This is a genomic window from Alkalibacterium psychrotolerans, from assembly GCF_054784355.1.
On record NZ_BAAGPH010000029.1, the window covers coordinates 1 to 25685 of the forward strand.

General features: G+C 44.1%; 25 protein-coding genes and 1 pseudogene. 21 read left to right on the forward strand and 5 right to left on the reverse strand.

Annotated features, from left to right (window positions below; genetic code table 11):
* Positions 1 to 385: 385 nt before the first annotated feature.
* Positions 386 to 982, forward strand: coding sequence for an SOS response-associated peptidase (locus ACYVLS_RS04830; protein ID WP_460321864.1), 597 nt, complete (start codon positions 386 to 388; stop codon positions 980 to 982).
* 133 nt (positions 983 to 1115) lie between these two features.
* On the opposite strand, the gene ACYVLS_RS04835 is transcribed toward ACYVLS_RS04830, so the two are convergent.
* Entirely contained in the window at positions 1116 to 1520 is a 405-nt protein-coding gene (locus tag ACYVLS_RS04835) for a VOC family protein (protein WP_460321866.1), read from the reverse strand.
* Positions 1521 to 1696: 176 nt separating this feature from the next.
* On the opposite strand from ACYVLS_RS04835, the gene ACYVLS_RS04840 reads away from it, so the two are divergent.
* The 4 genes from ACYVLS_RS04840 (at position 1697) to cysK (ending at position 5057) form a co-directional block, all read left to right on the forward strand.
* Positions 1697 to 2605 carry a ribose-phosphate diphosphokinase gene (locus tag ACYVLS_RS04840; protein WP_460321868.1) on the forward strand — a complete coding sequence of 303 codons (909 nt, stop codon included), beginning with the start codon at positions 1697 to 1699 and terminating at the stop codon, positions 2603 to 2605.
* A 94-nt stretch (positions 2606 to 2699) separates the two neighbouring features.
* Complete coding sequence (locus tag ACYVLS_RS04845) at positions 2700 to 3446, forward strand: sugar phosphate isomerase/epimerase family protein (RefSeq protein WP_460321870.1); 747 nt, start codon at positions 2700 to 2702, stop codon at positions 3444 to 3446.
* Positions 3447 to 3571: 125 nt separating this feature from the next.
* On the forward strand, positions 3572 to 3982 hold the full coding sequence (locus ACYVLS_RS04850) for an Hsp20/alpha crystallin family protein (protein WP_460321982.1): 411 nt from the start codon (positions 3572 to 3574) through the stop codon (positions 3980 to 3982).
* A gap of 145 nt (positions 3983 to 4127) precedes the next feature.
* Positions 4128 to 5057 carry a cysteine synthase A gene (gene cysK / locus ACYVLS_RS04855; RefSeq protein WP_460321873.1) on the forward strand — a complete coding sequence of 310 codons (930 nt, stop codon included), beginning with the start codon at positions 4128 to 4130 and terminating at the stop codon, positions 5055 to 5057.
* A 620-nt stretch (positions 5058 to 5677) separates the two neighbouring features.
* On the opposite strand, the gene ACYVLS_RS04860 is transcribed toward cysK, so the two are convergent.
* The 3 genes from ACYVLS_RS04860 to ACYVLS_RS04870 form a co-directional block, all read right to left on the reverse strand.
* Entirely contained in the window at positions 5678 to 6376 is a 699-nt protein-coding gene (locus ACYVLS_RS04860) for a PspA/IM30 family protein (protein WP_460321875.1), read from the reverse strand.
* Between the two features lie 27 nt (positions 6377 to 6403).
* The gene (locus ACYVLS_RS04865) at positions 6404 to 7477 is read right to left on the reverse strand and encodes a hypothetical protein (protein WP_460321878.1); all 1074 of its coding nucleotides are present in this window, start codon (positions 7475 to 7477) and stop codon (positions 6404 to 6406) included.
* A 630-nt stretch (positions 7478 to 8107) separates the two neighbouring features.
* Positions 8108 to 9736: an ABC-F family ATP-binding cassette domain-containing protein gene (locus ACYVLS_RS04870; protein ID WP_460321880.1), complete on the reverse strand. Its 1629-nt coding sequence runs from the start codon at positions 9734 to 9736 to the stop codon at positions 8108 to 8110.
* A gap of 297 nt (positions 9737 to 10033) precedes the next feature.
* Here ACYVLS_RS04870 and ACYVLS_RS04875 point away from each other — a divergent pair, with 297 nt between their 5' ends.
* The 4 genes and pseudogenes from ACYVLS_RS04875 to ACYVLS_RS04890 all read left to right on the forward strand — a co-directional run bounded on the left by ACYVLS_RS04875 (position 10034) and on the right by ACYVLS_RS04890 (position 14345).
* Positions 10034 to 10630, forward strand: a complete 597-nt coding sequence (locus tag ACYVLS_RS04875) for a cadmium resistance transporter (protein WP_460321882.1) — start codon at positions 10034 to 10036, stop codon at positions 10628 to 10630.
* A 134-nt stretch (positions 10631 to 10764) separates the two neighbouring features.
* Complete coding sequence (locus ACYVLS_RS04880; protein ID WP_460321885.1) at positions 10765 to 12426, forward strand: FAD-dependent oxidoreductase; 1662 nt, start codon at positions 10765 to 10767, stop codon at positions 12424 to 12426.
* An 18-nt stretch (positions 12427 to 12444) separates the two neighbouring features.
* Positions 12445 to 13172 (forward strand): annotated as a pseudogene (locus tag ACYVLS_RS04885) (MIP/aquaporin family protein).
* Positions 13173 to 13334: 162 nt separating this feature from the next.
* A complete protein-coding gene (locus ACYVLS_RS04890; protein WP_460321888.1) occupies positions 13335 to 14345 on the forward strand; it encodes a sodium:calcium antiporter in 1011 nt (336 codons plus the stop codon).
* A 361-nt stretch (positions 14346 to 14706) separates the two neighbouring features.
* On the opposite strand, the gene ACYVLS_RS04895 is transcribed toward ACYVLS_RS04890, so the two are convergent.
* Positions 14707 to 15159: a GNAT family N-acetyltransferase gene (locus ACYVLS_RS04895; protein WP_460321890.1), complete on the reverse strand. Its 453-nt coding sequence runs from the start codon at positions 15157 to 15159 to the stop codon at positions 14707 to 14709.
* Positions 15160 to 15386: 227 nt separating this feature from the next.
* Between ACYVLS_RS04895 and ACYVLS_RS04900 the strand changes: the two genes are divergently transcribed.
* From ACYVLS_RS04900 to ACYVLS_RS04955, 12 genes are all read left to right on the forward strand, one after another.
* Positions 15387 to 15731 carry a hypothetical protein gene (locus ACYVLS_RS04900; protein WP_460321892.1) on the forward strand — a complete coding sequence of 115 codons (345 nt, stop codon included), beginning with the start codon at positions 15387 to 15389 and terminating at the stop codon, positions 15729 to 15731.
* Between the two features lie 59 nt (positions 15732 to 15790).
* Complete coding sequence (locus ACYVLS_RS04905; protein ID WP_460321895.1) at positions 15791 to 16954, forward strand: cation:proton antiporter; 1164 nt, start codon at positions 15791 to 15793, stop codon at positions 16952 to 16954.
* 207 nt (positions 16955 to 17161) lie between these two features.
* Positions 17162 to 17530, forward strand: a complete 369-nt coding sequence (locus ACYVLS_RS04910) for a hypothetical protein (RefSeq protein WP_460321897.1) — start codon at positions 17162 to 17164, stop codon at positions 17528 to 17530.
* Positions 17531 to 17591: 61 nt separating this feature from the next.
* The gene (locus ACYVLS_RS04915) at positions 17592 to 18782 is read left to right on the forward strand and encodes a cation:proton antiporter (protein WP_460321899.1); all 1191 of its coding nucleotides are present in this window, start codon (positions 17592 to 17594) and stop codon (positions 18780 to 18782) included.
* Positions 18783 to 18980: 198 nt separating this feature from the next.
* Entirely contained in the window at positions 18981 to 19718 is a 738-nt protein-coding gene (locus tag ACYVLS_RS04920; RefSeq protein ID WP_460321901.1) for an ABC transporter ATP-binding protein, read from the forward strand.
* Positions 19708 to 20733 carry an ABC transporter permease gene (locus tag ACYVLS_RS04925; protein ID WP_460321903.1) on the forward strand — a complete coding sequence of 342 codons (1026 nt, stop codon included), beginning with the start codon at positions 19708 to 19710 and terminating at the stop codon, positions 20731 to 20733. Before ACYVLS_RS04920 ends, ACYVLS_RS04925 begins: the two co-directional genes overlap by 11 nt.
* 427 nt (positions 20734 to 21160) lie before the next feature.
* Entirely contained in the window at positions 21161 to 21880 is a 720-nt protein-coding gene (rsmG, locus tag ACYVLS_RS04930) for a 16S rRNA (guanine(527)-N(7))-methyltransferase RsmG (protein WP_460321905.1), read from the forward strand.
* 29 nt (positions 21881 to 21909) lie between these two features.
* On the forward strand, positions 21910 to 22671 hold the full coding sequence (locus ACYVLS_RS04935; protein ID WP_460321907.1) for a ParA family protein: 762 nt from the start codon (positions 21910 to 21912) through the stop codon (positions 22669 to 22671).
* Positions 22664 to 23545 carry a ParB/RepB/Spo0J family partition protein gene (locus ACYVLS_RS04940; RefSeq protein WP_460321909.1) on the forward strand — a complete coding sequence of 294 codons (882 nt, stop codon included), beginning with the start codon at positions 22664 to 22666 and terminating at the stop codon, positions 23543 to 23545. The genes ACYVLS_RS04935 and ACYVLS_RS04940 overlap by 8 nt, the downstream gene beginning before the upstream one ends.
* A 33-nt stretch (positions 23546 to 23578) precedes the next feature.
* Positions 23579 to 23764 carry a DUF951 domain-containing protein gene (locus tag ACYVLS_RS04945; protein WP_228587167.1) on the forward strand — a complete coding sequence of 62 codons (186 nt, stop codon included), beginning with the start codon at positions 23579 to 23581 and terminating at the stop codon, positions 23762 to 23764.
* Between the two features lie 51 nt (positions 23765 to 23815).
* A complete protein-coding gene (gene ychF / locus ACYVLS_RS04950) occupies positions 23816 to 24916 on the forward strand; it encodes a redox-regulated ATPase YchF (RefSeq protein ID WP_460321917.1) in 1101 nt (366 codons plus the stop codon).
* A gap of 21 nt (positions 24917 to 24937) precedes the next feature.
* The gene (locus ACYVLS_RS04955) at positions 24938 to 25642 is read left to right on the forward strand and encodes a DUF1129 domain-containing protein (protein WP_460321920.1); all 705 of its coding nucleotides are present in this window, start codon (positions 24938 to 24940) and stop codon (positions 25640 to 25642) included.
* Positions 25643 to 25685: the final 43 nt, after the last annotated feature.

Consider the following 25685-nt stretch of genomic DNA (forward strand, 5'->3'; position numbering starts at 1 on the left):
GACGACTATCCGAAGACATAAACCGAACGTATTTTCGAATACGTGACGGTTTAGTTCAGTGAACCCTTTTTTATGAAATTAGGTTGTCTATTTATAATCTATTCTCTTGACTTACCACCATAATGCTTTATGAGATCGTAACGGTCATGTTTCCTAGAGTATAGCACTCTCCATTTTTAAAAGAAACGCATAGCCTTGCAGGGGGTGAAACAATGCAGCACGAGATAATGAGCAGCTGTCAGTAGGGTTCGTTGACTACTTTAGCTTCCGCTTTTATGAAAATAGTTTTGATGTGACAAAGGCAACCGCTAACTTTCCATTGGCTATTTTTGTTAAACTAAGAAATGAGAGAAAGGGAGTACAACTGTAAAAGGAGAAATAAATAATGTGTGGACGATACGGCTTAACGGTTTCTGAAAAAGACTTGATTAAACGGTATGATTTGGATGAGGCGGATTATACTTTAGGAGACTATAGATTCGAGGAAAAAGACGAGATATTCCCGACGACGGACAATATTATCTTGCTGCCAAATAAAAAGCTTTACCCTGTGAAATGGGGCTTTACCCCGCACTTTGCCAAACGACCGCTGATCAATGCCCGTTCTGAAAGTGTGCTTGAAAAAAAGACTTTCAAGGAACCGTTTAGGAAAAAACGGTGCATTGTACCGGCCAGTTACTTCTTTGAATGGCAGAAGGTTGAAGGGCAGAAGAAAAAAGACAAGAAACTGATCCGCGTTGAAAACCTGCCGGTATTTTCAATGGCCGGGGTGTGCGAACGCTACACGGATGATTATGGACACAGTTACCTGACCTATGCCATCCTTACAACTGATGCAAACGACCAGATGAAGCCGATTCATGACCGCATGCCGGTTATCCTTAATCCCGAAGATGAAAAAGAGTACCTTGATTTAGAAGCAGACGTTGCAGTCGTTCAAAAACTGCTGAGGCCGACGGAAAAAGAACTCATTATCAACTAAAATTAGATAAGGTTCTCTATAGGAATAGCCGACTCCCGACTGATATGCGGGAAGCCGGCTATTTTTCTGAAGTGAGTATCACTAGAGAATGAATACTAGGAAACCGTGTAATTTTTTGATAAGTAGCCTGTATTTATCTCTCGCTTTCAGTCTTCAGGATATCCGGCTTGTCGTGCCATTCCAGAAATTCCATACGGTGTCCAAAAAAACTGTAGGTGTAAAAACGGCGCGCTCCGGGCATGTTGAAGTCTTCTTCGTAGGCGATTTCGTGTTCATCCAGCCGGTCCATCAACCCTTGGATATTCTGAACGTCAAAAGCGGGGTGGCCTCTTTTTTCAGCGTGATGGTTTTCGTCAAGACCGATATGAACAATATGTGTGCCCATGTCAAACCACAGGCTGTTAAAGTGACTGAGTGTTTCGGGCTTTTCAACTTCATCACAGCCTAAAACGTCCGAAAAGAAATGTCTGACTTCTGTTTCAGTTCCCAGTGGGGCAGTCAATTGGATATGGTCGATGCCATTAAATGAAAAAGTCATGTGCATGCAGCTCCTTTAGTCTCATTTTAACCAGTTTAGCATACGTCATTCTTTCATGAGAAAAAAAGAGGCTTAACCGTAAAGCCTCTACTGAAAAAGAAGACATTTTTTCACTTGCTTATGCTTGCATTTTAGATAGAGTATGCTTAAATTAAGGTAACAAGAGGGTTCATTCATTGANTATTGGTGCGGAACTGGGAGTAGCGGAAATTACAAAGTTTGAAGACGGTGAGATTCGTATCAATATTGAAGAAAGTGTCCGTGGCGATGATGTATACCTGATTCAGTCGACAAACGATCCGAGTAATGATTATCTGATGGAAGTGCTTATCATGACCGATGCACTACGGCGAGCGAGCGCGCGGTCAATCAATGTGGTCATGCCGTATTACGGCTATGCCAGACAAGACCGCAAACCGGGGCCGCGAGAAGCCATCACAGCTAAAGTTGTGGCGAATATGCTGACAATAGCGGGAGTCGACCGGATGGTCACGCTCGATTTGCATGCACCTCAGATTCAAGGCTTCTTCGATATTCCGGTGGATCATCTCTCAGCGATTGCCTTACTGGCTAATTACCTTATCGCCCATGGCCTTAAAGGTGAAGGCACAGTTGTTGTCGCACCGGACCACGCAGGGGTGTCGCGTGCACGGGAAATGGCTGAACTTCTAGATTCGCCTTTAGCTATAATAGATAAACGTTCGGCTGACGAAGAAACGGATGAAGAACTGAATGTTGTTGGTGAGGTTGAAGGGTGTACCTGTATTTTATTTGACGACATCATGGATACAGCCAAGACTGTTACAAGAGCCTGCGAGATGCTGAAACGCGAAGGGGCTAAAGACGTCTATGTCTGCGTAACCCATCCTGTTCTGTCAGGAAGTGCCGTTCAACGAATCGAACAGTCGGGCATTGAAAAAGCCATTGTAACGAATACAATTGATATTGGAAGTAAGAAAGAGTGTCCGTTCATTGACGTTATCAGCGTGGCGCCTTTGTTAGGTGATGCGGTCAATCGCATTCAAAATTTCGAATCCATTAAACCGCTGTTTGAAAAGCAGCATATTGAGAAACTAACCGAATAAATTAATTAAAGTTCTCAGTGGACGAGTCGCTTTGAGCGGTTGTCAGCTGGGAACTTTTCGAATGCAGAAAGTAATATTATAAGGGGGCTTATAGATGATTGGTGTTTGTTCGGTAACATTTAAAGATAAAACGATTGAAGAAGTCATTCAGCTCGCAAAAAAGGCCGGACTGGACTGTATTGAGTGGGGAAGCAAGGAACATATAAAAGTCGGCGATTTTGAAATGGCTAAGCGAGCAGCCCACCTGACCGAAAAAGCAGGGTTAAAAACCTCCTCTTACGGGTCTTACTATCAGTCGGGCAGCTTCGGGAACTTTGAGGAAGTTATCGCTACTGCCCAGTTACTCGGTACTCAGATGATTCGGATATGGGCAGGAGAAAAAGCGTCAAAAGATTCTGATGACGTGTGGTTTCAAAAAGTACTGAGTGACACGCGCCGCATTGCAGAATTGGCGGACAAGCAAGGCATGACTATCAGTTTCGAATACCACAGTGGATCGCTGACGGATACGCCTGAAAGTGCCTGCTGGCTGATGGAGTCAGTCAACGCACCCAATGTCTATCTGTACTGGCAGCCGGCTGAGACGCTTTCTGTATCAGAGCGTGTGAACAGTCTCGATTACCTGAGCAAGTGGATCAGCAACGTTCATGTCTTCTGTTGGGAAGATTATCACAACCGTTTTTCTTTGGAGAAGGGTGAAAAAGAATGGCTTCAGTATTTGTCACACATTCAAGCGGGTTCTGACAATGCTCATCATTATATCTTAGAGTTCGTTAAAGATGACAATCCCGACCAGTTTTTAAAAGATGCAGAAACACTGAAGAACTGGATAACTGAATAAATAAACTCCAACATTGTGAACGTTTTATTTTGTTTTTTTAAGAAAGAAGATTAGAATAAGAGTGTAGAAAGAAGTGAGGGGACGCTAAAGAAAAGAGTAGAAAGGAGGGAGAACAAGTGAACGACATGATTCCTTCTAAACGCGACTTCTGGGATTTTAGCAGACGCTTATTTGATGATGCTTTAGGACAGAACTTTGGTGACTTTGGCAGTTTCAAGACCGATATTATTGAACAGGACGAAGCTTATGTAGTGGAAGCAGAACTTCCAGGCATGTCTAGAGATAATATTGAGCTGGACTTCAAAGATAACGTCTTGTCTATTTCAGCTAAACAAGAAACAGCCACAGACGAAAGCGATGAAGAACGCAACTACATCCGGCGCGAACGCTCAACACGTTCATTCAGCAGACAGTTTATTTTGCAGGACATCGATGAAGACAATATTAAGGCCCGTTTTAACAATGGAATTTTAGAAGTGACTCTACCCAAGCAGAATCCGACACCAAAAACATCAAAGAAAATTGATATTGAGTAAGTCATAAAAGAATGACCCGGCAGATCTTTCAGTTAAGAAAGCTGCCGGGTTTTTATTTTGGCGGTGATTGTAAATATGCTATAGTAAGGGGTATAATTGAAGGCATATTAATCGCGATAGTTTTAGCGAGGAAGGAAGTTATTAAGTGAAAATAGTACAATCTGTAACCGAATTGGTTGGAGAAACACCGTTACTCAAGCTGAATAAAATCGTACCTGAAGGCGCTGGTGATGTTTACGTCAAACTGGAATCCATGAATATAGGCGGCAGCGTGAAAGACCGAATCGCTCTCAATATGATTGAAGAAGCTGAAAAAGCCGGTGAGTTGAAAGAAGGCGACACTATCGTTGAAGCTACTAGCGGAAATACCGGAGTGGGGCTGGCGATGGTAGCTGCAGCAAAAGGTTATAAGGCTGTTTTCATCATGCCTGATACATTAAGTAAGGAAAGACGAGCACTCATGAAAGCCTATGGCGCAGAGCTTGAACTGACTCCTGGAGAAAACGGTATGCCCGGAGCATTAGAGCGTGCGATGGAACTGGCTGAACAGGATAACTTCTTCATGCCTTCTCAGTTTAAAAATCCGGCGAACCCGTCTGCCCATATTAAAACAACCGGACCTGAAATCATTGAAGCCTTTGACGGAGAAACACCGGATGCATTCGTAGCCGGAGTAGGAACAGGCGGAACAGTGACAGGTGTTGGAAAAGTACTGAAACTTCACAATCCCTCGGTTCAAATTATTGCCGTGGAACCGGAAGAATCAGCTGTCTTGAGCGGCAAGGAGAAAGGCAAGCACAAAATTCAGGGCATCGGAGCCGGCTTTATTCCTGATATTCTGGATACCGATGTGTATGACGAAGTGCTGACTGTCACAAGTGAAGAGGCTATCGAAACAACCCGCCGCGTAGCTCGTGAGGAAGGACTCCTTGTAGGGGTATCAGCTGGTGCTAACATTACAGCTGCCATCCGAGTGGCAGAAAAATTAGGTAAGGGCAAACGAGTCGTCACAATCGGCTGCGACACTGGCGAGCGCTACCTCTCAACCCCTGTATTTTCAATTGACGAAGAGTAAAATCCATTCATTAAATAGAACGTACACAAATACAGTGACTTAACGAGTGACACTTAAGCAGAGTAGATTAGTCTACTCTGTTTTTTTGCTGTTAGGCAGGAGTCGTCAAATAAATTGCAGTGAGTTGTATAGATTATGGCATATTGGATACAACTCCTTAAACTGTTGGAACAGAGTTGTCGTCAGAACAGCTTTCTAAATACAACTCACTCATCTAAAATAGTATCAGTAGTATCTTGGAGGTATGTCTGAATACAACTGACCTAACTTTTCTCTGGTGAGCTGTATCCAGAGGGCCTTTCTAAGTATTACTCATCTAAAATAAAGTCCTCACTTGTATCTAATGTTCGTTATTAGATACAACTCATTCATTTCAGTCTAAGCAGTGGTGTCTAATATCCGTATAAAATTGAGAATGATGCCGACTTCGGGTAAAGGCAAATTTTTACCCTATCCAGTCAACAATAAAAGCTCTTTAAGAAGGAACACACGCGGCATCGGACGCGTGTGGACCACTTTAGAGTGCCGGACAGATGATTTTTCTTTATAAAAAAGGACAATTGCCCACAATAATAGTGGCAATCGTCCTTAACAATAGTCTGTTTAGATGAGCATCATTTTTACTCTTCGTCAGAAGAAGACAGGCCCATTTCCTTTTTCATGCGTTCGAGTTCATCTTCTACTGCGGCAGAACCAGTCTGTTCAGCGTATTTTTCCTCGAGTTTTTGGGCATCATCTTTCTGTTCTTTGTTCAACTCGGCCATCGCATCCGCTTCATCGAGTCTGCGTGATGCTTTTTCTTCCATACGCTCAAAGGATCCCATTGCTCCTTTAGACTTGCCGATTGAATCATTCACTTTATTCAGCTTGTCTTGAGTGTCGGCCACGGACAATTGCGCTTTAATCATAGAGCGACGCTGTCTCAGTTTTTCAATATCTGATGCCAGCTTGTCGTGCATCTGACGCATTTTTGAGGCGTTTTCGTGTGCCTTAGCATAAGCATTGGCCAGACCGGTTCCAACATCTTCTAGCTCTTGTTTTTTAGAGAGGAAGACGCGAGCATCGCCGTCATTTCCAGATTCCAGAGCTTTTTTGGCAAAGTTGTTGTACTTGGCTACTTCAGCTTCATTCTCATCAACAAGACGTTTGGCTCTGGTCTCTTCAGCCATGACGCTTGCCGTGTTTTTCTTCACTTCAGCCAAATCATCCATCATTTTACGCAGGTACTGATCAATCATTTTTTCCGGATCTTCCATACGGTCGATTAAAGCATTAACGTTTGCACTGATTATATCTGAAAAACGGTCTAAAATTGCCATGTGTTCTTCCTCCTAAATAGTGTGTGTTTAGTAATCGTCCCAACCATCATCTTTGTCTTTGTCCTTATATTTCTTGGACAATTCTTCTGCTTCTGAACTGCCGAAAGTTTCAATCGGGCGGTTCAGCATCTCTTCTGTTTGTTTTGCTTCTTTTTCCTTGGCTTTCTGTTTTGACTGCCACCATTTGAACAACAGGTACAGGACCGCTGCAATACCGAATATGGTCAGCACCGGTATCCACGGAGACGTGGTTACTTCCATAATGCGATCAGCTGCACTGCTGAAAGATTGACTGAAGTACTGTTCATCCGTTAAGGCACCATCATAATAATTCCGGTCCAGATAATCCAGCAGGATGTCTCCGGCTTCAGTATCAATGACACTTCTCGCCTGAGAACCGACAACATAATAAGTCATGTATTCATTTGGACGGGGTTCGAAAAAGACAAGGAGGAGATGCGCTTCATCCGTAAACAGCTCATCATACAAGCTGTTTGCATAAGCTTCCAGTTCGTCCATTGAAGGATTTGTAGAGCCTTCAATTTCTCCAGTAATGTAAACATGTGGCTGAACGCCGGTTTCATTGTAAAAATGGCGCAAGCCGTCGACCATTTGGGTATGGTTGCCAATCCAGTCAAGGTTATCTGTGTAATAATCCGTTTCGTTGACAGCTCCTGCTGGTAGGGGCTCTCGTTCAACGGTAGAAGATGTGATGTCTCCTGTTCCGCCGCCACCCGTTCCGAAGTTTCCGATAGAGTTGAGCAGGCTGAACATAATGAATAAAAAGAACAGTATCATCAAAATGCTGCCGCAGCCCATCGTTCCGCAACCACCACCGCCCCCACCTGGGTAACGTCGTCGTCTGCCGAAACCACCAAAGCCGCCTAGGAAAATAGGACCCATTCTCGGTCGGTAATTTCCGGGCCGTCTGTTGTTGTTAAAACCGCCGCCAAAGTTTCCGCCACCGCCGAAACTTCCGCCGCCACGGCCGCTTCCAAAGCCGCCACTACGTCCACCGCCGCCACGGCCACCACCGAAACCGCCGCCACGAGAGCCGCCGCTGAAGCCTCCACCGCCACCGCGGCCTCCGCCTCTTCCCATATGTACTCACTCCTTTATCATGCTCTATATTAAACAAAATCTAGCACAACCAGTAACCGTTGTCAATTTTTAACATTGATATAACGGATTATAAAAGGGGTGGAAGGATGAATTGAGTAGCTGGCAGGTAAAAAAGGGATGTTTAGGTAAGCTCGGCTGGCTGTCCAGTATGAGAATGCCGAAGTTGCTTCAACTTAGGTTAACTCAGAAAAGACTCTTTGTTGAGAATACCGAAGTTGACTCACCTTAGGTAAACTGAAAAGATCTCTTTAGTTGAGAATGCCGAAATCAGGCAGGCGGGGGTAAACTCGCCCACGTTGTGCTGTTGAGTAGACCGAAGTTAGGCTAACTTGAGCAAACTTGATTGCAATAGCCGTTGAGTTTACCTAAGAGAAGAGGATTTTGGCATACCCAGTTTACAGGTAGGGCTGAGTATGCCGAACCAGGCACCTTTTAGGCAAACTCACTCAGCTTTCCACGCTCAATTTACCTAAGTAGTTCAATAAGTAGTTAAAAAAACTTCAACTGCTTTATTTATCAAACAGAATCTATATAAAAACAGCTGACTCAAGAGAATTTAATCTCTTAAAGTCAGCTGCAGTATAGTAATTGTGGCAGTAAAAACGATAATTAGGCTTCGTACAGGCCAGCAATCTGTTTCTGTACGTCTTTGTTTTCAAGAAATTCATCATAGGTGGTTTCGGCACGGTCGACAACCCCATTTGGCGTCAGTTCGATGATGCGGTTAGCCACAGTCTGAATGAACTGGTGGTCATGCGAGCCAAACAAAACAGAGCCTTTGAAATCGATTAGCCCATTGTTCAGTGACGTAATGGATTCCAAATCTAAGTGGTTGGTCGGATCGTCCAGCACAAGTACGTTGGCTTTGCTCAGCATGAGTTTGGACAGCATGCAGCGGACTTTTTCGCCACCGGACAAGACGTTGACTTCTTTCAGTACCTCTTCACCGGAGAACAGCATACGACCCAGGAAACTTCTCAGGAAAGTATTGTCGTTCTCTTCTTTGGAAGCGTACTGACGCAGCCAGTCAAGAATTGTCATAGAGCTGCCATCAAACTCGCTTGATGTGTCTTTCGGCAGGTAAGCCTGTGAGGTAGTAATGCCCCACTGGAAGCTACCGGAATCAGGTTCCATTTCACCCATAATAATTTTGAACAGGGTACTAATGGCGACGTCATTGCGGCTGACAAAAGCAACTTTGTCATCACGGCCCAGGTTAAAGGAAATATTACTCAATACTTTTTTACCGTCGATTGTCTTGGAAATGTTTTCGACTCTTAAGAGATCATTTCCGATTTCACGTTCCGGACTGAAGCCGACAAAGGGATAGCGGCGGCTGGAGGGCTGAATGTCATCCAGAGTAATCTTATCGAGCATTTTCTTACGGGAAGTTGCCTGCTTGGATTTAGACGCGTTGGCGCTGAATCGTGCGATAAAGGCTTCCAGTTCCTTGATTTTTTCTTCTTTTTTACTGTTCTGGTCAGCAGCCAGTTTTGAAGCCAGTTGGCTGGACTCCAGCCAGAAATCATAATTTCCGACAAAGAGTTTAATTTTACCGAAGTCAACATCGACCATGTGCGTACAGACCTTGTTCAGGAAGTGACGGTCATGGGAAACGACGATAACAGTGTTCTCAAAGTTGATCAGAAACTCTTCAAGCCAGGTAATGGATTGCGTGTCGAGTCCGTTGGTCGGCTCATCAAGTAGAAGAACATCCGGCTTACCGAATAAAGCTTGAGCTAAAAGGACCTTCACTTTTTGTCCGGCAGTCAGTTCACTCATTTTCTGACTGTGCAGATTTTCAGGAATACCCAAACCTTGCAGCAATGTAGTGGCTTCGGGCTCAGCTTCCCAGCCGTCCAGCTCTGCAAATTCGCCTTCAAGTTCCGCAATGCGCATGCCGTCTTCATCTGAAAAATCAGCTTTCATGTAGACTTCATTTTTTTCCTGAATAATGGCGTACAGACGCTCGTGTCCCATAATAACGGTATCGATCACTGTCTGGTCTTCATAGTCAAAGTGGTTCTGCTTCAAGACAGCCATACGCTGGTCGTTTGGCATGGAAACATCTCCTGAAGTAGGAGATACTTCACCGGATAGAATTTTTAAGAAGGTCGATTTACCCGCGCCGTTTGCACCGATAACGCCATAGCAATTGTCATTTGTGAATTTTAAATTAACGTCTTCAAATAACTTTTTATCTGAAAAACGCAAGCTTACGTCAGTTACTGTAATCATAAAAATGTACCTCATTTCTCTAAATATATCCTCAGACATTTAGTCCAATATGCCTATTATACGCATTAACCGGTTGGAAAGCTGTAATTTTAAGGATTTATATTTAATTTCTTATAAAAAGTCAAAAATCAGTCAAAATTGGCCGGTTTTACGCCAGTAAACTCTTCTTTTAAAGGACATTCTTATTTATATTAAGACTGTGATCTTAACATTTTCACATTGACGGTCATTACTGTAGCTTAGAAAGCGGCTAACTGATACACTTTAGTGTATATAAAACCGAGAGGAGGGAAGCAAATGGGTGGCGTTATACTGAGTGCGCTGTTGTCCTATATAGGCACCAGCATCGATCATATTATCGTACTGATTTTACTGTTCAATCAGACACAGCACCGCAAACGGGATGACTTGAGTATTATCTCTGCAGTATTTGTGGGCTTTACACTGATTGTTCTAATCAGTCTGGCTGCACGCTTTGGGTTAAGTTTATTTGAACCGGATTGGATTGGCCTTCTTGGTCTGATTCCAATTGGACTCGGGATACGTGTGTTGTTTAAGCCGGTAGACGATGAACAGGAAGCGCAGGAAAAAATTTCTCATTCCTTCAGCAGACACCGCAGTCAGTTTATCAGCGTATTTTTCCTGATGCTGGCATTCGGTGGAGATAACTTAGGTGTGTACATACCACTATTTGCTTCACTCGACTGGGTTGGAATAACGGTGACACTCCTAATTTACTACGCTCTGACCGGCATCATGCTAGCTGCAGCCTACAAAATTTCAGAAGTAAAACAAATTAACCAGTTCATTGAAAAGTATGAACGCTGGCTGGTTTCGTTTGTCTTTATACTTTTGGGGCTGTTTATTCTCTTTGAAAACAGAATTGGTTGGTAAATCACCACTTTTGCATTTACAAAAAAATTACACAAAATAGAACAAAACTCAATAGTATTTTGAGCCATCACTTGCTACACTGAAAAGGAAACGCACAGGACTATGTCGGTAAGGAGCATTTAGGAGGCTGACGAATGAAAATAGTCGTAATCGGTTCAGTTGCAGCAGGGACATCTGTTGCGGCAAAGGCAAGACGTAACGATGAAACAGCAGAGATAGTGGTATACGAAGCAGCGCAGGATATCTCTTATTCGGTTTGTGGCATGCCGTATTTTTTAGGCGGCGAAGTGGATTCCATCGATAAATTGACTCCAAGAGACCCGAAATGGTTCAAGAAGCGCTTCGAATTTGATATTCACACCAACCATCATGTTAAAGCCATTCATCCGCATATAAAAGAAATCGAGGTGTACGACAAGACTGAAGGAAGAGGGTTCAGAGACAGTTTTGACAAGCTTGTTCTAGCTACCGGTTCGTATTCAATGAGTCCACCGCCATTTAACTTGAAGACATATGACAATATTTTCCACGTGAAATCAATGGATGATACCCGAGGGATTGACCAGTACCTCACTGAAAATGATGTAAAAAAGGTAACGATAGTCGGTTCAGGCTTTATTGGCCTTGAAATGACGGAACAGATGAAACACAGAGACTTAGAGGTCTCCATTGTAGAACTGGCCGATCAGGTCTTTCCAAAAATTGATAAGGACATGTCAGTTCATTTGAAAAAAGAGTTGGCTAAACAAAATGTCCCTGTTTACGTGAATGACAAAGTGGTATCCATTGACGGGGAAAGAAAAGCGACAGTCCTGCATACGGAGCAGGGAGAAGAGCTGGAAACAGACCTCGTTATTTTAGCAGTCGGTGTCCGTCCAAACACGGTTCTTGCCGGTCAGACTGATATTGAGCTGGGAGAAACCGGAGCAATCAAAGTGGATGAATACATGAGAACATCGGTAGAGAATGTCTTTGCCGTCGGCGATGTGGCGGAAAGTTTCCACCGAGTGGATGGTAAACCGATTTACCATCCACTCGGTTCAACAGCCAATAAGATGGGAAGAATTGCCGGCGATCATATGACTGGCGGTGCTCTTTCCTTCAAGGGTACGATTGGAACAGGTATTTTCAGACTCTTTGACATGACTGTCGGCTATACCGGTTTGTCTATGAAAGAAGCGGCGGAAGCAGGATTTGACCCCATTGTGATTCATAATATCAAACCAGATCACGCCGAATATGTCGGCGGAAAAAATATGGTCATCAAAGCGGTCGCTGACCGGGAGTCAGGGCGTTTTCTCGGTGCACAGATTGTTGGACCACAAGGAGTGGACAAGCGGATAGATGTTTTTGCAACAGCCATTACATTTGGTGCCACTGCAGAAGAGCTGTTCGAGCTCGACCTGGCCTATGCACCGCCATTTAGCACGACAAAGGATCCGGTATTGTATACTGGAATGGTACTGGATAATGCCAGAAAACGATTGCCTGTCTTGACGCCTGAGGAAGTGCTGGCGAAACAAAAAGCTGGGGAAGCACTGCAGGTCATAGATGTCCGCTCACCGAAGCAATATGAAAAAGGACACGTGGATCAGGCCGTCAATATTTCCATGCCCGACTTGCGCAAAGGGGTTGCTGAACTGGAGCGTTCGCTTCCGACCGTTGTCTACTGCAATAAAGGGGTCACCAGTAATACAGCTCAGAATGTTCTACTGAATATTGGCTTTAAAGAAGTGTATGTCCTGTCCGGAGGCAACACGAATTATCATTATTATCTGGAATCACTGGAAAAATAGGCACACAAAGGAGAAACAATGGAAACGACTGTACTGCAGCAATTAACAGGAGAATTTTTCGGCACACTGATTCTGATTTATATCGGAAACGGAGTGGTCGCCGGAAATGTACTGAAAAAAACGAAAGCATTTAATACAGGCTGGTTGCATATCACGATTGGCTGGGGGCTTGCAGTGACCATGGCTATTTATTCTATTGGCTGGCTGTCACCGGCGCATATCAATCCGGCTGTCACGTTAGGCATGGCCGTTGCAGGACAATTCAGCTGGGCACTCGTTCTCCCTTATATCCTGGTTCAGATAGCCGGAGGTTTTTTGGGGGCAGCGCTTGTCTGGATTCATTATTACCCGCATTTTGAAGAAACGGAAGATGCCAATGCCATCTTAAGTGTTTTTTCAACCGCACCTGCTATTAAAAGAAATAAATGGAACCTGGTAAGTGAAGCCTTTGCCACAGCATTTTTAGTGTATGCTCTACTGGCGTTCACACAAGGTGAATTTACCGAAGGGCTGAATCCAGTCATTGTCGGTTTGTTGATTTTAACGATAGGCTTGTCGCTGGGCGGAACCACTGGTTATGCCATTAATCCGGCTAGAGATTTAGGTCCGAGGATGGCTCATGCGGTCCTTCCGGTAGCCAACAAAGCAAGTTCGAACTGGCCATATGCCTGGATTCCTGTGTAGGACCATTTATTGGGTCTGTTCTAGGCGGAGTTCTATTTGTCCTCATCACCAGTATTCGCTGAAGCAATAAAGTTAGATTTAACAGAAAACTGGATAAGGTAAAAAAGACCAGCTTCGGTGTATTCATAACTGTGAGCTGGTTTTTTTATGAAGAAAAAGCGGCTTAACCTGCTGGAATTTGCTATAATAGCTGTGAGAAGTTTTTAGAGAGTGGGAAGAAATAAATGACAGCAAGGGTAAACGATTTTCCGACAGTAATTGTTGTGCTTTTATTTGTAGTGTCCTTAGCGATTCTGTCAAAGTCGGCTGATAAACTGATTGAAAAGGCAGTCGAGCTGTCTCTTCATTTAGGTTTATCAAAGGTGGTTATCGGGGCGACTGTTCTGTCGGTAGGCACGACTTTGCCAGAAGTGGCTTCGTCGGTTGCCGCGGCTTTGGGCGGAAATGGCCAGTTTGGATTGGGTAATGCAGTTGGGTCAATGATTACCAATGCTTCACTCGTGCTAGGGGCGGGTGCTTTGGGTGGCATTATTCCGGTGAAAAAAGGCATGCAGCAAACTTTTTTGTTTATGAGTGGGCTCACCCTCCTCTTTATTGGAACCAGTGTGTTTGCAGGTATGGGTACAGGAGGCGGCTTATTTCCGAGATGGAGTGGCGCGGGGCTGTTAATTCTTTTGCCTTTATATATCGGGTACACTGTTAAAAAGAAACCGGATCATCTGATGGACGACATACCTGAAGACGATGCAGAGGCAGGCGAGAAAGCCGAGGTTAAAAGCAGCCTGCCGGTTTCACTGCTTATCTTATTGTTCAGTTCTCTAGGTGTAACTTTGGGAGCGACTTTGTTAGTAGCGACTGCTGAAACGGGAGCAGCCAGACTTGGAATCCCCGATACTGTAATCTCGTCAACAATTGTGGCGTTCGGTACGAGTGTGCCAGAAGTAACGACGACACTCGTTGCAGTCCGGTATGGGCATGGAGAGCTGGCTATCGGCAATGTACTCGGAGCCAACATGATGAATCTCCTTCTGGTGATGGGTGCTACCATTACCTTGCTGCCAAGGGAGATTGCCGTTCCGCCGAGCTATTACCTCATCCAGTTTCCGGTACTGATTGCGATTTTTATCCTTCTCAGTATACCGATTCTGACCAAGCGGGTGGAAGCCATCAATCGTTTGCAGGGCTTGCTGCTCCTTGGAATCTACGGCCTTTATCTGGTGACAAACTTTATATAATAAGACAGTAAAAAGGCAACCCATCAATACAAAGTGGGCTGCCTTTTTACGATTCAGAGCTTTATGGCTGTCTGAACGATGATTAACAGGGAGTTAATCATCGTTCAGCTCAAATAAAACAGTTGAACACTGATTATCTGGAGATAATCGTTGTTCAGACAAAATATCTCACCGGAGGAACGATTAAAATCATTTTAATCATGACTCGCAGGGAAAAACCACACTGAACGACGATTAAGTCTTCAAATCACCGCCTAAACCAAGAAATTCTAATGGAGAAAAGCGACTCATCGCTTTTCTGACCTCTATTTATATAAATGAAAAAAGACAGGGCACGCCCTGTCTTTTCTAATATCTTCTATTAAGCGTATACGAATGAATCTTCTTTGACGAGTTCCATATCGTAGTGACCGATTTCTTCATCGTAATATAAATCAGAAATAGTACGGAAGCCGTATGATTCGTAGAATTCTTTTAGATAAGCTTCTGCCTGAATTTCCACTTCAGCTCTCGGGTATTTACATTTTATAAAGTCCAGCGTAACTTTCAGAAGTTCTTTGCCGTGACCTTCGCTGCGGTATTCGGATGGAACCAGCACACGTCCAATGCGTATTTTTCTGTCCTGCTTGTAGATGCGGGCATAAGCTTTAATGACGCCTTTTTGACGTTTGATTAAATGTATAGCGTGTAGATCAATATCGTCTACTTCCTGATAGGCACAACCCTGTTCGACAACAAAAATCTTGACGCGTTCGTTTAAAATCTGATGATAATCTTTAGCACTTAATTCTTCGAAGTGTTTATACTGCCACATAAAGTTGTGTCAATCTCCTTTTTAATCAATTTAATCCCTCAATCACTTTGGAATCAAAGCGCCTGATGGGATCCACACACATAGTATACACCTTTAAAATAGAAGGTCAAATGAATTTTGATAATAAATTAATTTTCTGAAAATCCTTGATTTTAAAAGGTTTTAGGAGCATAATTTTATATGGCTTCACAAGGAAGACGATTATTTTAGAAAGAAGGAAGAGAAAAATGGAGTTAGTGGTTATGGTGTTGAATAAGACGGATGTGCTTGATGAAATCCTTTCGCTGTTTATGAAATACAAAATTAAAGGCGCAACGGTCCTTGACAGCAGCGGGATGGGGCATCTGATAGCTAATCAGTTTCCGATGTTTTCCATGTTTGCAGAACTGGGAGAAGAGCGGGAAGCAAACAGTAAGACAATTTTCACCGTTGTCAGAGATGAAGCGGAACGAAAAGAGGTCCTCTCAATAGCAGAAAGTGTCTGTGGAGACTTGACTAAGCCGGATAACGCCATCTTTTTCAGTGTGCCGGTGAATTTTGCCAAAGGCATCGATCACAGCCCGAAAAATTAATTGACACATTATGTAAATACACTAAAGAAAAATATAATAGAAGAAGGTTTTATTAAAAAATGACATATTCACTCTATATTGCAATCATCATTATCGCAGGCATGGGGGGAGGTAAGCTGGCAAGCAAAGTGGGGCTGCCCACCGTGTCCGGTTATATTCTTATCGGTTTAATCATGGGGCCGAGCGTGCTCAACTTTATCACCAGCGAAGTGTATCATCACCTTGAATTTGTAAATGAACTGGCTTTGGGGATGCTGGCTATCTCAGTTGGAACAGAACTGCATTACCGGATGTTTAAAGCATTCGGTAAAAGCCTGATTACTATTTCGGTCGGAAATGCGGTGCTGACCATTACTTTTGTTACTTTACTGACCTGGCTGCTGGGTATGCCGATAGAGTATGCTTTGATTTTAGGAACGCTTGGGCTGACCGTTTCACCTGCCGGCGTGGTGGAAGTCGTTAAAGATACGAAGGCTGAAGGCGAAATGACTCAGAATATCCTCGGGCTCGTGGCTTTTGACAATCTGATAGCTATTTTATCATTCGGTATGATGGTCTCCTTTGTTCAGTCATTGGGTAACGAAGGCGTATCCGGTCTGTCTTTAATCGGTGCGGTTCTGTCGGATGTTGGTCTCGGTATGTTTGTCGGCTTAGTTAGCGGCCTGTTTGTTTCTTTTTTCATAAGAAAAGAAACGTCGAACGAAAAAATGGTGCCGCTTATGCTGGCAGCTATTTTATTCAATACAGGAATTGCCTCATTGTTTGGCTTGTCTCCGGTTTTAACGAATATTGTAGCGGGTATAGCCATTACCAACCTGACGTCAAGAAAAGTATTGGTTGCTTCAATTCTAAACCGGATTGAACTGCCGATTTTCATCATTTTCCTGACACTGGCCGGTGCACATATTGATCTCTCAGTTGTCGGACGGGTCGGTCTAGCAGGCTTAGGTTACATCGCAGCACGTTCAGCCGGGAAGTATTTCGGTTCACTGTTCTTCTCACAGTTTACACCCCTTAATAAAAAAGCCCGTAAGTACATTGGCTTTGGACTGTTTCCGCAAGCCGGTATTGCCATCGGTTTAGCAACCATAGCAGAACGCAGTTTGCCTCAAGTTTCCGGTGCCATCACGGGTGTCATTCTGGCAGGCGCTATATTCTTCGAGATTTTTGGACCAATGATTACAGGCTTTGCCTTGAAAGCAGTTGGAGAAACGAATGAATAAAAACTGATCAATTTAGCAAAAGCATGCGACACGATTATCCCATTAGGGGTGACGTAGCGCATGCTTTTTTTGCTGAGTGATACCCAAGCGTAAAAAAGTTACAAAAACTTATTTATCGGTTTGAAGTAAGCAGATAAAGCTTTATACTGATAGTACGGCTTTTCAAAAAAGTAATAAAACAAACTAACGCCCTTCGAAGAGGGGTAAATGATGAGAGAAGGAATTAAAATGGAACTTGTTGTGATAGTGTTGAACAAAACTGATTTGCTGGATGAAATCTTATCCTTGTTCATGAAATATAAAATAAAAGGGGCAACCGTTCTGGATAGTAGTGGAATGGGGCATTTGATTGCCAATCAGTTTCCCATGTTTTCCATGTTTGCGGAATTGGGAGAAGAGCGGGAAGCCAACAGTAAGACGATTTTCACTGTTGTGAAGGATGAAGCGGAGCGTAATGAGGTGCTCTCCATAGCTGAAAGCATCTGTGGTGACTTGACGCAACCGGATAACGCCATCTTTTTCAGTGTGCCGGTGAACTTTGCAAAAGGGATTGACAACAGTGCAGATGATACCTGATGCCGCCAGTCGATTTAGAAACAGAGAACAGAAAATAATTACAGAAGAAGGGTTTTAAAAAATGACGTACTCATTGTATATTGCTGTTTTACTGCTTGCCGGCTTGGGGGCTGGAAGTCTGGCTAAGCGTTTCAAAATTCCATCAGTAACTGGGTACATCTTATGTGGACTGATCTTGGGTCCCAGTGTGTTTAATCTGATTTCAAGCGAAGTCTATTATAGTTTGAGTTTTGTCAATGAGCTGGCTCTGGGGATGCTGGCTTTATCAGTCGGAACGGAACTGCATTACCGGGTATTTAAAGCCTTCGGTAAAAGCTTAGTCATCATGTCTCTCGGGAATACGCTGTTTACCGGCGTGCTGGTCACCCTTATGACATGGCTGGTTGGCATGCCGATTGAGTATGCGTTGATACTTGGACCTTTAGCGATGTCTGTTGCGCCTTCTGGAGTTGTATCCGTGGTGAAGGAAAAGAGGTCACAAGGAGATATGACTCAGAACTTGCTGGGGCTGGTGGCCTTTGACAATCTGCTGACGATACTGACGTTCGGGATCATGGTAGCTTTCGTCCAGTCATTTGGAAACGAAGCGACTTCTGGGCTGCTACTTGTCGGAATGGTTATCTTTGATATTCTATTAGCCTTTGTCATTGGAATAGTGAGTGGCTTGTTCGTTTCTTACTTTATCCGGAAGAATGCAACCAATGACAAATTAATTGTTCTCTTGCTGTCCGCTTTGCTATTTAACTCCGGGATTGCCGCTGTTCTGGGACTTTCTCCCATTTTGACCAACCTGACTGCCGGTGTGGCCATCTCTAACCTGACATCAAGAAAAATTCTAATTGCTACATTGCTTGACCGTATTGAGCTGCCCATATTCATTTTATTCCTGACCCTTGCCGGTGCGCATCTGGATGTTGCGATTCTCGGTCAAGTCGGATTGATTGGACTGGCATATATTGTCGCACGCTTTCTTGGAAAGTATTTCGGCATTTTTATCTTTTCTTCCTTTACCGGTTTGAATAAAAAAATCCGATACAATATGGGGCTCGGGCTTCTGCCTCATGCGGGTGTCGCTATTGGTCTGGCCAGTATTGCAGAACGTTCGCTGCCGCAAGTGTCCGGGGCCATCACAGGTGTTGTACTGACAGGCGTCGTCGTATTTGAAATTATCGGTCCTCTTCTCCTCGGTAAATCACTGGATAATGTCGGTGAAAGCGGGCAGATGGGGCAAGTGAAACCATCCAATAATTAAATAAATTGATTAGAGTAAGGATGACTGAGGTGCCGTAAATGGAGACTCAGTCATTTTTTATATCCTTTTGTAATATGCAGTGAGTGATAAAAGGAGAATCGACAGAAAACTGGTATACTTATATTAAGAATCGTTTAAGTCGAAAAGGGATAGATACAGCTGTAAATAAGTATTTTTTTGAAAAAGGATGTGGTGAATGTGGGTAAACAGAATACCGTGATTTCAGTCAAGGACGTGTATAAGCGTTACGGAAAGCAGACGGTTCTGGAAGGTATAGATTTGAACATTGTAAGAGGCGAAATATTCGGGCTTTTAGGACCTTCGGGAGCAGGGAAAACGACGCTGGTCAAGCAGCTGGTCGGCCTGGAAGAAGCGACGTCTGGAGAAGTGTATCTCTTTGATGAAAAACAGCCGTCCCTTAATTTAATTGAACAAGTTGGGTATATGGCGCAGTCTGATGCCTTATACACAGAATTGTCTGCACGAGAAAATCTGGAATTTTTTGTTTCTCTTTATAATTTGACTAAACAGGAGCGCCGGGAACGGATTCAAGCCGTCATGAAAGTCGTTGATCTGGAAGCGGCCATGGATAAGATAGTCGCACATTATTCAGGCGGGATGAAACGACGACTCAGTCTGGCCATAGCGATGCTACACGAACCGCGAATCCTGATTCTGGATGAACCGACCGTTGGCATGGATCCGGTGTTAAGAAAAAGTATCTGGGAAAGCTTTAATGCCTTGAAAGAGTCGGGCGTGACCATTGTCGTGACGACACACGTCATGGATGAAGCAGAAAAATGCGACCGTCTGGGGATGATTAGAAACGGAAAGCTGACAGCTGTCGGTACGCCTGATGAGCTAAAAGAAAAAGCCCATGTGACCAATCTGGAATCGGCTTTCCTGAAGTTTGGAGGCGAACAGTATGCGGATTAAAGCACTGGTGATACGGATTTTAAAGCAGTTCAAACGAGACAAGCGAACCATGGCTTTGCTGATAATGGCTCCGATACTGGTTCTTTCCTTACTTTATCTCGTTTTCGGGGGTGACGATTATTCGCCGAGAATTGGTCTGGTTGATTTTCCGGAAGAGCTTGTCGAACAGATTGATTTCTCAGAGGCTGAAGTGACTGACTATGCGGATGAAGAGGCAGCTTATCAGGCTGTTGAAGAGCAGTCCCTTGACGCTTACCTTACTGTTGAAAATAATCAGCCGAGTGTCACGCTCGAAGGGAGCGATCCGGTTATTAATTCCGCTGTTCTGAACTGGATGCAGGAAGCGTTTGAACCCTTGACTGGTGAACGAGCCAGTCAGCTGGATGCAACTTTTATCCATGGACATGAGGATATGCGCCACTTTGACTACTTTGGTCCCGTCCTGTTGGGATTCTTCATATTCTTCTTTGTCTTTCTGATTTCCGGGGTGTCTTTTCTTCGGGAACGCACCCGGGGAACGCTGGAGCGATTGCTGTCAAGTCCTTTGAGGAAATGGGAAATTGTTATGGGCTATGTTATTGGTTTTGGCCTGTTTACTATTGTTCAGGCAACCATCATTTCTACGTATTCCATTTTTGTGCTGGGCATGATGATGGAAGGGAACTATATCTACGTCCTGCTGATTACCCTATTCCTGTCCTTTTCCGCTTTGACGCTAGGGATACTGCTTTCTTCTTTTGCACATAATGAACTGCAGATGATTCAGTTTATTCCCATTGTCATTGTTCCGCAGCTCTTCTTTTCCGGTCTGTTTAATTTAGAAACCATTTCCGACTGGGTAAGCTGGATTGGACCGCTGACTCCTTTATACTATGCAGCCGATGCGTTAAGAAACGTTATGGTCAGAGGGCTCGGTTTCGAGCACATCTACATCCAGTTACTGGTTCTGCTGGGCTTTTCTGTAGTCTTTGTGGTCATGAATATAGTGGTCTTAAGGCAGCATCGGAAAGTATAAGTCAGGTAAGGCAAATTAAATGAGGAAGGCACCTGTCGCAAATGGACAGGTGCCTTTTCAAATTAAAAATGGATTTAGGCAGGAGATAATCATGACTCGTGCGTCAAACAGTTTGCGAAGAACGATTAAACGGTAGATAATCATACTTCAGCTCACATTTTTTTTGCGAAGGATGATTATTCAGATTTAATCATCTTTCATTATTTTTTACCGCTTTGAGAGATGATTAAATAGCCCATAATCATCCTTCATCACTTAAATCTAATATGAACGACGATTAACCTAAAATTCTATTGACAGCTGAACTTTTTATTAAAAAAATCCCTGGCTACCATTGTATTTACAAGCCATTTGGTATAAAGTGAAGAGAGGTATTTTGTGAAACAAATACTGTTTCACGACTTATTATAGAAAGGGTTTTTAACGTATGACGCCAGAAGAATTTCAGTCTGAACTTGAAAAAAGGGACATCCCCGTCACTGAAGATAAAATGCGTCAATTTGAGCGCTATTTGAAACTGCTTCAGGAATGGAACGAAAAAATAAATTTAACCGCAATTACTAAAAGAGAAGAAGTGTACTTGAAACACTTTTATGATTCATTAACAGCAGGACTTTATGTAGATTTTAGCAAAGGGGTCCACAGTCTATGCGACGTAGGCTCAGGTGCTGGGTTTCCTAGTATCCCCCTGAAAATTATCTACCCGGATCTGCAGATTACAATTGTCGATTCACTGAAAAAACGTATCGGCTTTCTTGAAACCGTTGTAAGCGAACTGGGCTTGAGTGGTGTTCATTTGTACCACGACCGGGCAGAAACTTTTGGCCAGAACAAGCAGTTCAGAGGATCATTTGACTTTGTCACAGCCCGTGCGGTTGCACGCATGAGTGTGCTGGCGGAGTTGTGCTTACCGCTTTTAAAACTGAACGGCACCTTCATTGCCATGAAAGCCGCTCATGCACCGGAAGAGCTGAACGAAGCGAAAAAAGCCATCGGCACACTTGGAGGAAAAGTGAGAGACGATATTTCCTTTGAACTTCCAGAAGATGCCGGTGAACGCCACATCATTTTAATCGATAAGAAAAAAGAAACACCGAACAAATACCCGAGAAAACCAGGGACGCCGAACAAGAGTCCACTGGCTTAGAGACACAGAAGAAAGTTTGGAGGAGTAGTATGGCACAGATTATTGCCGTTGCAAACCAGAAAGGTGGCGTCGGAAAAACGACGACCACAGTCAATCTGGGTGCGTCTCTGGCATTCGTCGGCAAGAAAGTTCTGCTGATTGATATGGATGCACAGGGAAATGCCACGAGTGGCCTGGGTGTGCGTAAAGGAGAAGTTGACAAGGACATTTACGATGTTCTAATAAATGAAGAGCCGCTGGAAGATGTTATTATGCAGTCCAGCCGCGATAACTTAAGCATTGTTCCGGCTACCATTCAGCTGGCCGGTGCAGAAGTGGAACTGACCAGTCTGATGGCACGAGAAACTCGCCTGAAGAGTGCAGTGGAAACTGTTGAAGATAACTATGACTATATTCTGATTGACTGCCCGCCGTCACTGGGACATTTGACGATTAATGCTTTCACAGCCAGTGATTCTGTTCTGATTCCGGTTCAGTGTGAGTACTATGCACTGGAAGGCTTGAGTCAGCTATTGAATACGGTCCGTCTGGTACAGAAGCATTTCAACAAAGAGCTCAAAGTTGAAGGGGTGCTGTTAACTATGCTGGATGCCCGTACGAACTTAGGATTTGAAGTGGTCAATGAAGTGAAAAAGTACTTCAGAGAAAAAGTCTATCAGACCATTATTCCGAGAAATATCCGCCTGTCCGAAGCGCCGAGTTACGGAATGTCAATCATTGACTACGATTTAAAATCAAAAGGTGCGGAAGTCTACCAGGAACTAGCGAAGGAAGTGTTGAACAATGGCTAACAAGAAAAAGGGATTAGGCCGTGGAATCGATGCGCTGTTTGATGTTCCTGATTTTGAAGAAGAGGTAAAGAATAACAACGAACAGGTTGAACTGATTGATTTAAATGAAATCCGTCCCAACCCGTATCAGCCGCGCCGTCACTTTGACGAGGAAGCACTGAACGAACTCGCAGCATCCATTCAGATGTCCGGTGTATTGCAGCCGATTATTCTGCGCAAGTCAACGGTCAAAGGATACGAAATCATTGCCGGCGAACGCCGTTTCAGAGCGTCCAAACTGGCAGGCAAGGAAGCCATTCCAGCGATTGTCAGAGAACTGAACGAAGAAGTCATGATGCAGGTCGCTATTTTAGAAAATCTGCAGCGTGAAGATCTGACGTCTCTTGAGGAAGCCGAAGCCTATAATATGATGATGGACAAGCTTTCAATGACACAGGAAATGGTAGCCGAGCGTTTGGGAAAAAGTCGTTCGTATATTGCTAACCACTTACGCCTATTGTCTTTACCTGAAGAAGTGAAAACGCTCGTTCAGGAAGGCAAACTGTCTAACGGACAGGCACGTACACTTTTGGGCCTTAAAGATAAAGCGAAAATCAAGAAGCTGGCTCGCCGCGCTGTGAAGGAAAAACTGACGGTCAGACAGCTGGAGCACCTTGTTGCTGAAGCCAATCAGCAGCCTAAAAAAGATGCGGACAAGAAAAATGCACCGGAAAAATCAGTGGTGATCAGAAAATCAGAAGAGCTGCTGACCGATAAATTCGGCACTAGTGTCGTTATTCGTGAAAAAGGGGAAAAAGGCAAGATAGAAATTGAATATGTCTCCCCGGACGACTTGAACCGCATTTTAGAAGAATTGAATATTGACCTGAACTAATAATAAAACTGAGAAAAGTCGGGAGGAAGTCAAATGGATAAAACCTATGATCTGCATGATGTTGTTGAAATGAAAAAGCCTCATCCGTGTGGAGTCAACCGCTGGGAAATCATTCGTATGGGAGCGGACATCCGCATTCGCTGTACGGGGTGTGACCATTTGGTAATGATGCCTCGTCGCGAGTTCGACCGCAAGATGAAAAAAGTCATCAAGAATTAAATGATTGTGTACTGAGACAAGATAATGAGAAAGAGTCAGGAGAATGAATAAATGCCTTTAACAGCAGGAATTGTAGGACTACCAAATGTGGGGAAATCCACATTATTTAACGCTATTACTAAAGCAGGAGCAGAAGCAGCCAACTACCCCTTTGCGACCATCGACCCAAACGTCGGAATCGTTGAGGTACCGGATGAGCGTCTGGACCGCCTGGCAGAACTAGTCAGCCCGGAGAAAGTCGTACCGACAACCTTTGAATTTACCGATATTGCCGGAATCGTGAAAGGTGCCAGCAAAGGAGAAGGTCTGGGGAATAAATTCCTGGCCAATATCCGTGAAGTGGATGCCATCTGTCACGTGGTCCGCTGCTTTGAAGACGACAACATCACTCACGTTTCCGGTGAGGTCAACCCTGCGGAAGATATTGAAACCATCAATCTGGAATTGGCACTGGCCGACTTGGAAGCAGTAGACAAGCGTATTGATAAAGTCAGAAAACAGGCGAAATCAAAAGATGCGGATGCCGTAGCGATGCTGGCTGTACTTGAAAAAATCAAGCCTGTTCTCGAAGAAGGCAAGCCGGTCCGCGTGCTGGACTTCTCTGATGAAGAGCTGCCGATTCTGCGCTCGCTGTTTTTATTGACGAGCAAGCCAGTTTTATATGTAGCAAATGTAGCGGAAGAAGAGATTGCTGATCCGGAAAGCAACCAGTACCTTCAGACTGTCCGCGAGATTGCGGCAGAAGAAGGCGCGGAAGTGGTCGCTATTTCAGCTGCCATTGAAGAAGAAATTGCCGAACTGGATGATGAAGAAAAAGCGGAATTCCTGGATGATTTGGGTGTAACTGAACCAGGATTGAACAAGCTGATTCGTACATCTTACGATCTCTTAGGACTGGCTACTTTCTTTACAGCTGGACCAAAAGAAGTGCGGGCGTGGACATTCAAAAAAGGAATGAAGGCTCCTCAGACAGCCGGTGTCATTCACACCGATTTCGAACGTGGCTTTATCCGGGCAGAAACCATCTCATTTGAAGACTACGATGAGCTGGGCAGCGAAAAAGCGGCGCGTGAAGCCGGTAAATTAAGAGCAGAAGGAAAAGAGTATCTAGTTAAAGACGGCGACGTCATTCTTTTCCGTTTCAATGTGTAAGAAAGAGAGGAACCTTAACGTATGGCGAAAAAGAAGGATACCGTTGAACAGGAACCACAAGTAACGGTAGCAGACAAGAAAAAAGAAAATGATGCGTTATTTGAACAACTAACGAATAAAAACAAAGACTATATGGTGAAGTTGAACCGTAAGCTCGAAGATTCCAACATGCCTGAAGACAATAAGATTCTTGTTTTCAATGACATGCTGAAAAACATCGTGGCGGAACAGCCCAACCACATCACTGCACGTAAACTCTACGGCACCGTAACCGACCAGGCCCGTTTTCTGATCGATAATAATCAGGGCGAACAGGTCAAACCGGTTAAGCGCTCGGAAACGTGGAAAATCTATATGGACGGCGCACTGCTTCTTGGAGGTATATTTGCGGTCATCACTGGTATTTCTTATGTATTCGGTGACCAGCAAGCGGGACTAGGATTAATTACCATGATTCTGAACTTCCTGCTGGGTGGACTGGCTGTTATGATTATCACGAAATACGCACCGCAGCCGGGTGTGAAAGGCGGCTTTATCAAGTATATTGTCGCTACGACACTGACGATGCTGGTATGGATTCTTTTGATGGCCTTCGGTACGGCACTCATTCCGCAGGCACTGAACCCACTCATTCCGGGCTCAATCACACTGGTCATCGGTATACTGGCCTTTGCCGCGAAATGGTACTTGAAGAAGAAACTGAATATTCAAGGGACACTGATTTAAAGAAATTAGGACCTCTCCCGTTTATGTCTTTGGACATAAACGG

What these genes read in the sequence shown, in the direction of transcription:
- ACYVLS_RS04830 (WP_460321864.1), top strand. Translation starts at nt 386, where the DNA reads ATGTGTGGACGATACGGCTTAACGGTTTCTGAAAAAGACTTGATTAAA.
- ACYVLS_RS04835 (WP_460321866.1), bottom strand. Translation starts at nt 1,520, where the DNA reads ATGACTTTTTCATTTAATGGCATCGACCATATCCAATTGACTGCCCCA.
- ACYVLS_RS04845 (WP_460321870.1), top strand. Translation starts at nt 2,700, where the DNA reads ATGATTGGTGTTTGTTCGGTAACATTTAAAGATAAAACGATTGAAGAA.
- ACYVLS_RS04850 (WP_460321982.1), top strand. Translation starts at nt 3,572, where the DNA reads ATGATTCCTTCTAAACGCGACTTCTGGGATTTTAGCAGACGCTTATTT.
- ACYVLS_RS04860 (WP_460321875.1), bottom strand. Translation starts at nt 6,376, where the DNA reads ATGGCAATTTTAGACCGTTTTTCAGATATAATCAGTGCAAACGTTAAT.
- ACYVLS_RS04865 (WP_460321878.1), bottom strand. Translation starts at nt 7,477, where the DNA reads ATGGGAAGAGGCGGAGGCCGCGGTGGCGGTGGAGGCTTCAGCGGCGGC.
- ACYVLS_RS04870 (WP_460321880.1), bottom strand. Translation starts at nt 9,736, where the DNA reads ATGATTACAGTAACTGACGTAAGCTTGCGTTTTTCAGATAAAAAGTTA.
- ACYVLS_RS04875 (WP_460321882.1), top strand. Translation starts at nt 10,034, where the DNA reads ATGGGTGGCGTTATACTGAGTGCGCTGTTGTCCTATATAGGCACCAGC.
- ACYVLS_RS04880 (WP_460321885.1), top strand. Translation starts at nt 10,765, where the DNA reads ATGAAAATAGTCGTAATCGGTTCAGTTGCAGCAGGGACATCTGTTGCG.
- ACYVLS_RS04890 (WP_460321888.1), top strand. Translation starts at nt 13,335, where the DNA reads ATGACAGCAAGGGTAAACGATTTTCCGACAGTAATTGTTGTGCTTTTA.
- ACYVLS_RS04895 (WP_460321890.1), bottom strand. Translation starts at nt 15,159, where the DNA reads ATGTGGCAGTATAAACACTTCGAAGAATTAAGTGCTAAAGATTATCAT.
- ACYVLS_RS04900 (WP_460321892.1), top strand. Translation starts at nt 15,387, where the DNA reads ATGGAGTTAGTGGTTATGGTGTTGAATAAGACGGATGTGCTTGATGAA.
- ACYVLS_RS04905 (WP_460321895.1), top strand. Translation starts at nt 15,791, where the DNA reads ATGACATATTCACTCTATATTGCAATCATCATTATCGCAGGCATGGGG.
- ACYVLS_RS04910 (WP_460321897.1), top strand. Translation starts at nt 17,162, where the DNA reads ATGATGAGAGAAGGAATTAAAATGGAACTTGTTGTGATAGTGTTGAAC.
- ACYVLS_RS04915 (WP_460321899.1), top strand. Translation starts at nt 17,592, where the DNA reads ATGACGTACTCATTGTATATTGCTGTTTTACTGCTTGCCGGCTTGGGG.
- ACYVLS_RS04925 (WP_460321903.1), top strand. Translation starts at nt 19,708, where the DNA reads ATGCGGATTAAAGCACTGGTGATACGGATTTTAAAGCAGTTCAAACGA.
- rsmG (WP_460321905.1), top strand. Translation starts at nt 21,161, where the DNA reads ATGACGCCAGAAGAATTTCAGTCTGAACTTGAAAAAAGGGACATCCCC.
- ACYVLS_RS04935 (WP_460321907.1), top strand. Translation starts at nt 21,910, where the DNA reads ATGGCACAGATTATTGCCGTTGCAAACCAGAAAGGTGGCGTCGGAAAA.
- ACYVLS_RS04940 (WP_460321909.1), top strand. Translation starts at nt 22,664, where the DNA reads ATGGCTAACAAGAAAAAGGGATTAGGCCGTGGAATCGATGCGCTGTTT.
- ACYVLS_RS04945 (WP_228587167.1), top strand. Translation starts at nt 23,579, where the DNA reads ATGGATAAAACCTATGATCTGCATGATGTTGTTGAAATGAAAAAGCCT.
- ychF (WP_460321917.1), top strand. Translation starts at nt 23,816, where the DNA reads ATGCCTTTAACAGCAGGAATTGTAGGACTACCAAATGTGGGGAAATCC.
- ACYVLS_RS04955 (WP_460321920.1), top strand. Translation starts at nt 24,938, where the DNA reads ATGGCGAAAAAGAAGGATACCGTTGAACAGGAACCACAAGTAACGGTA.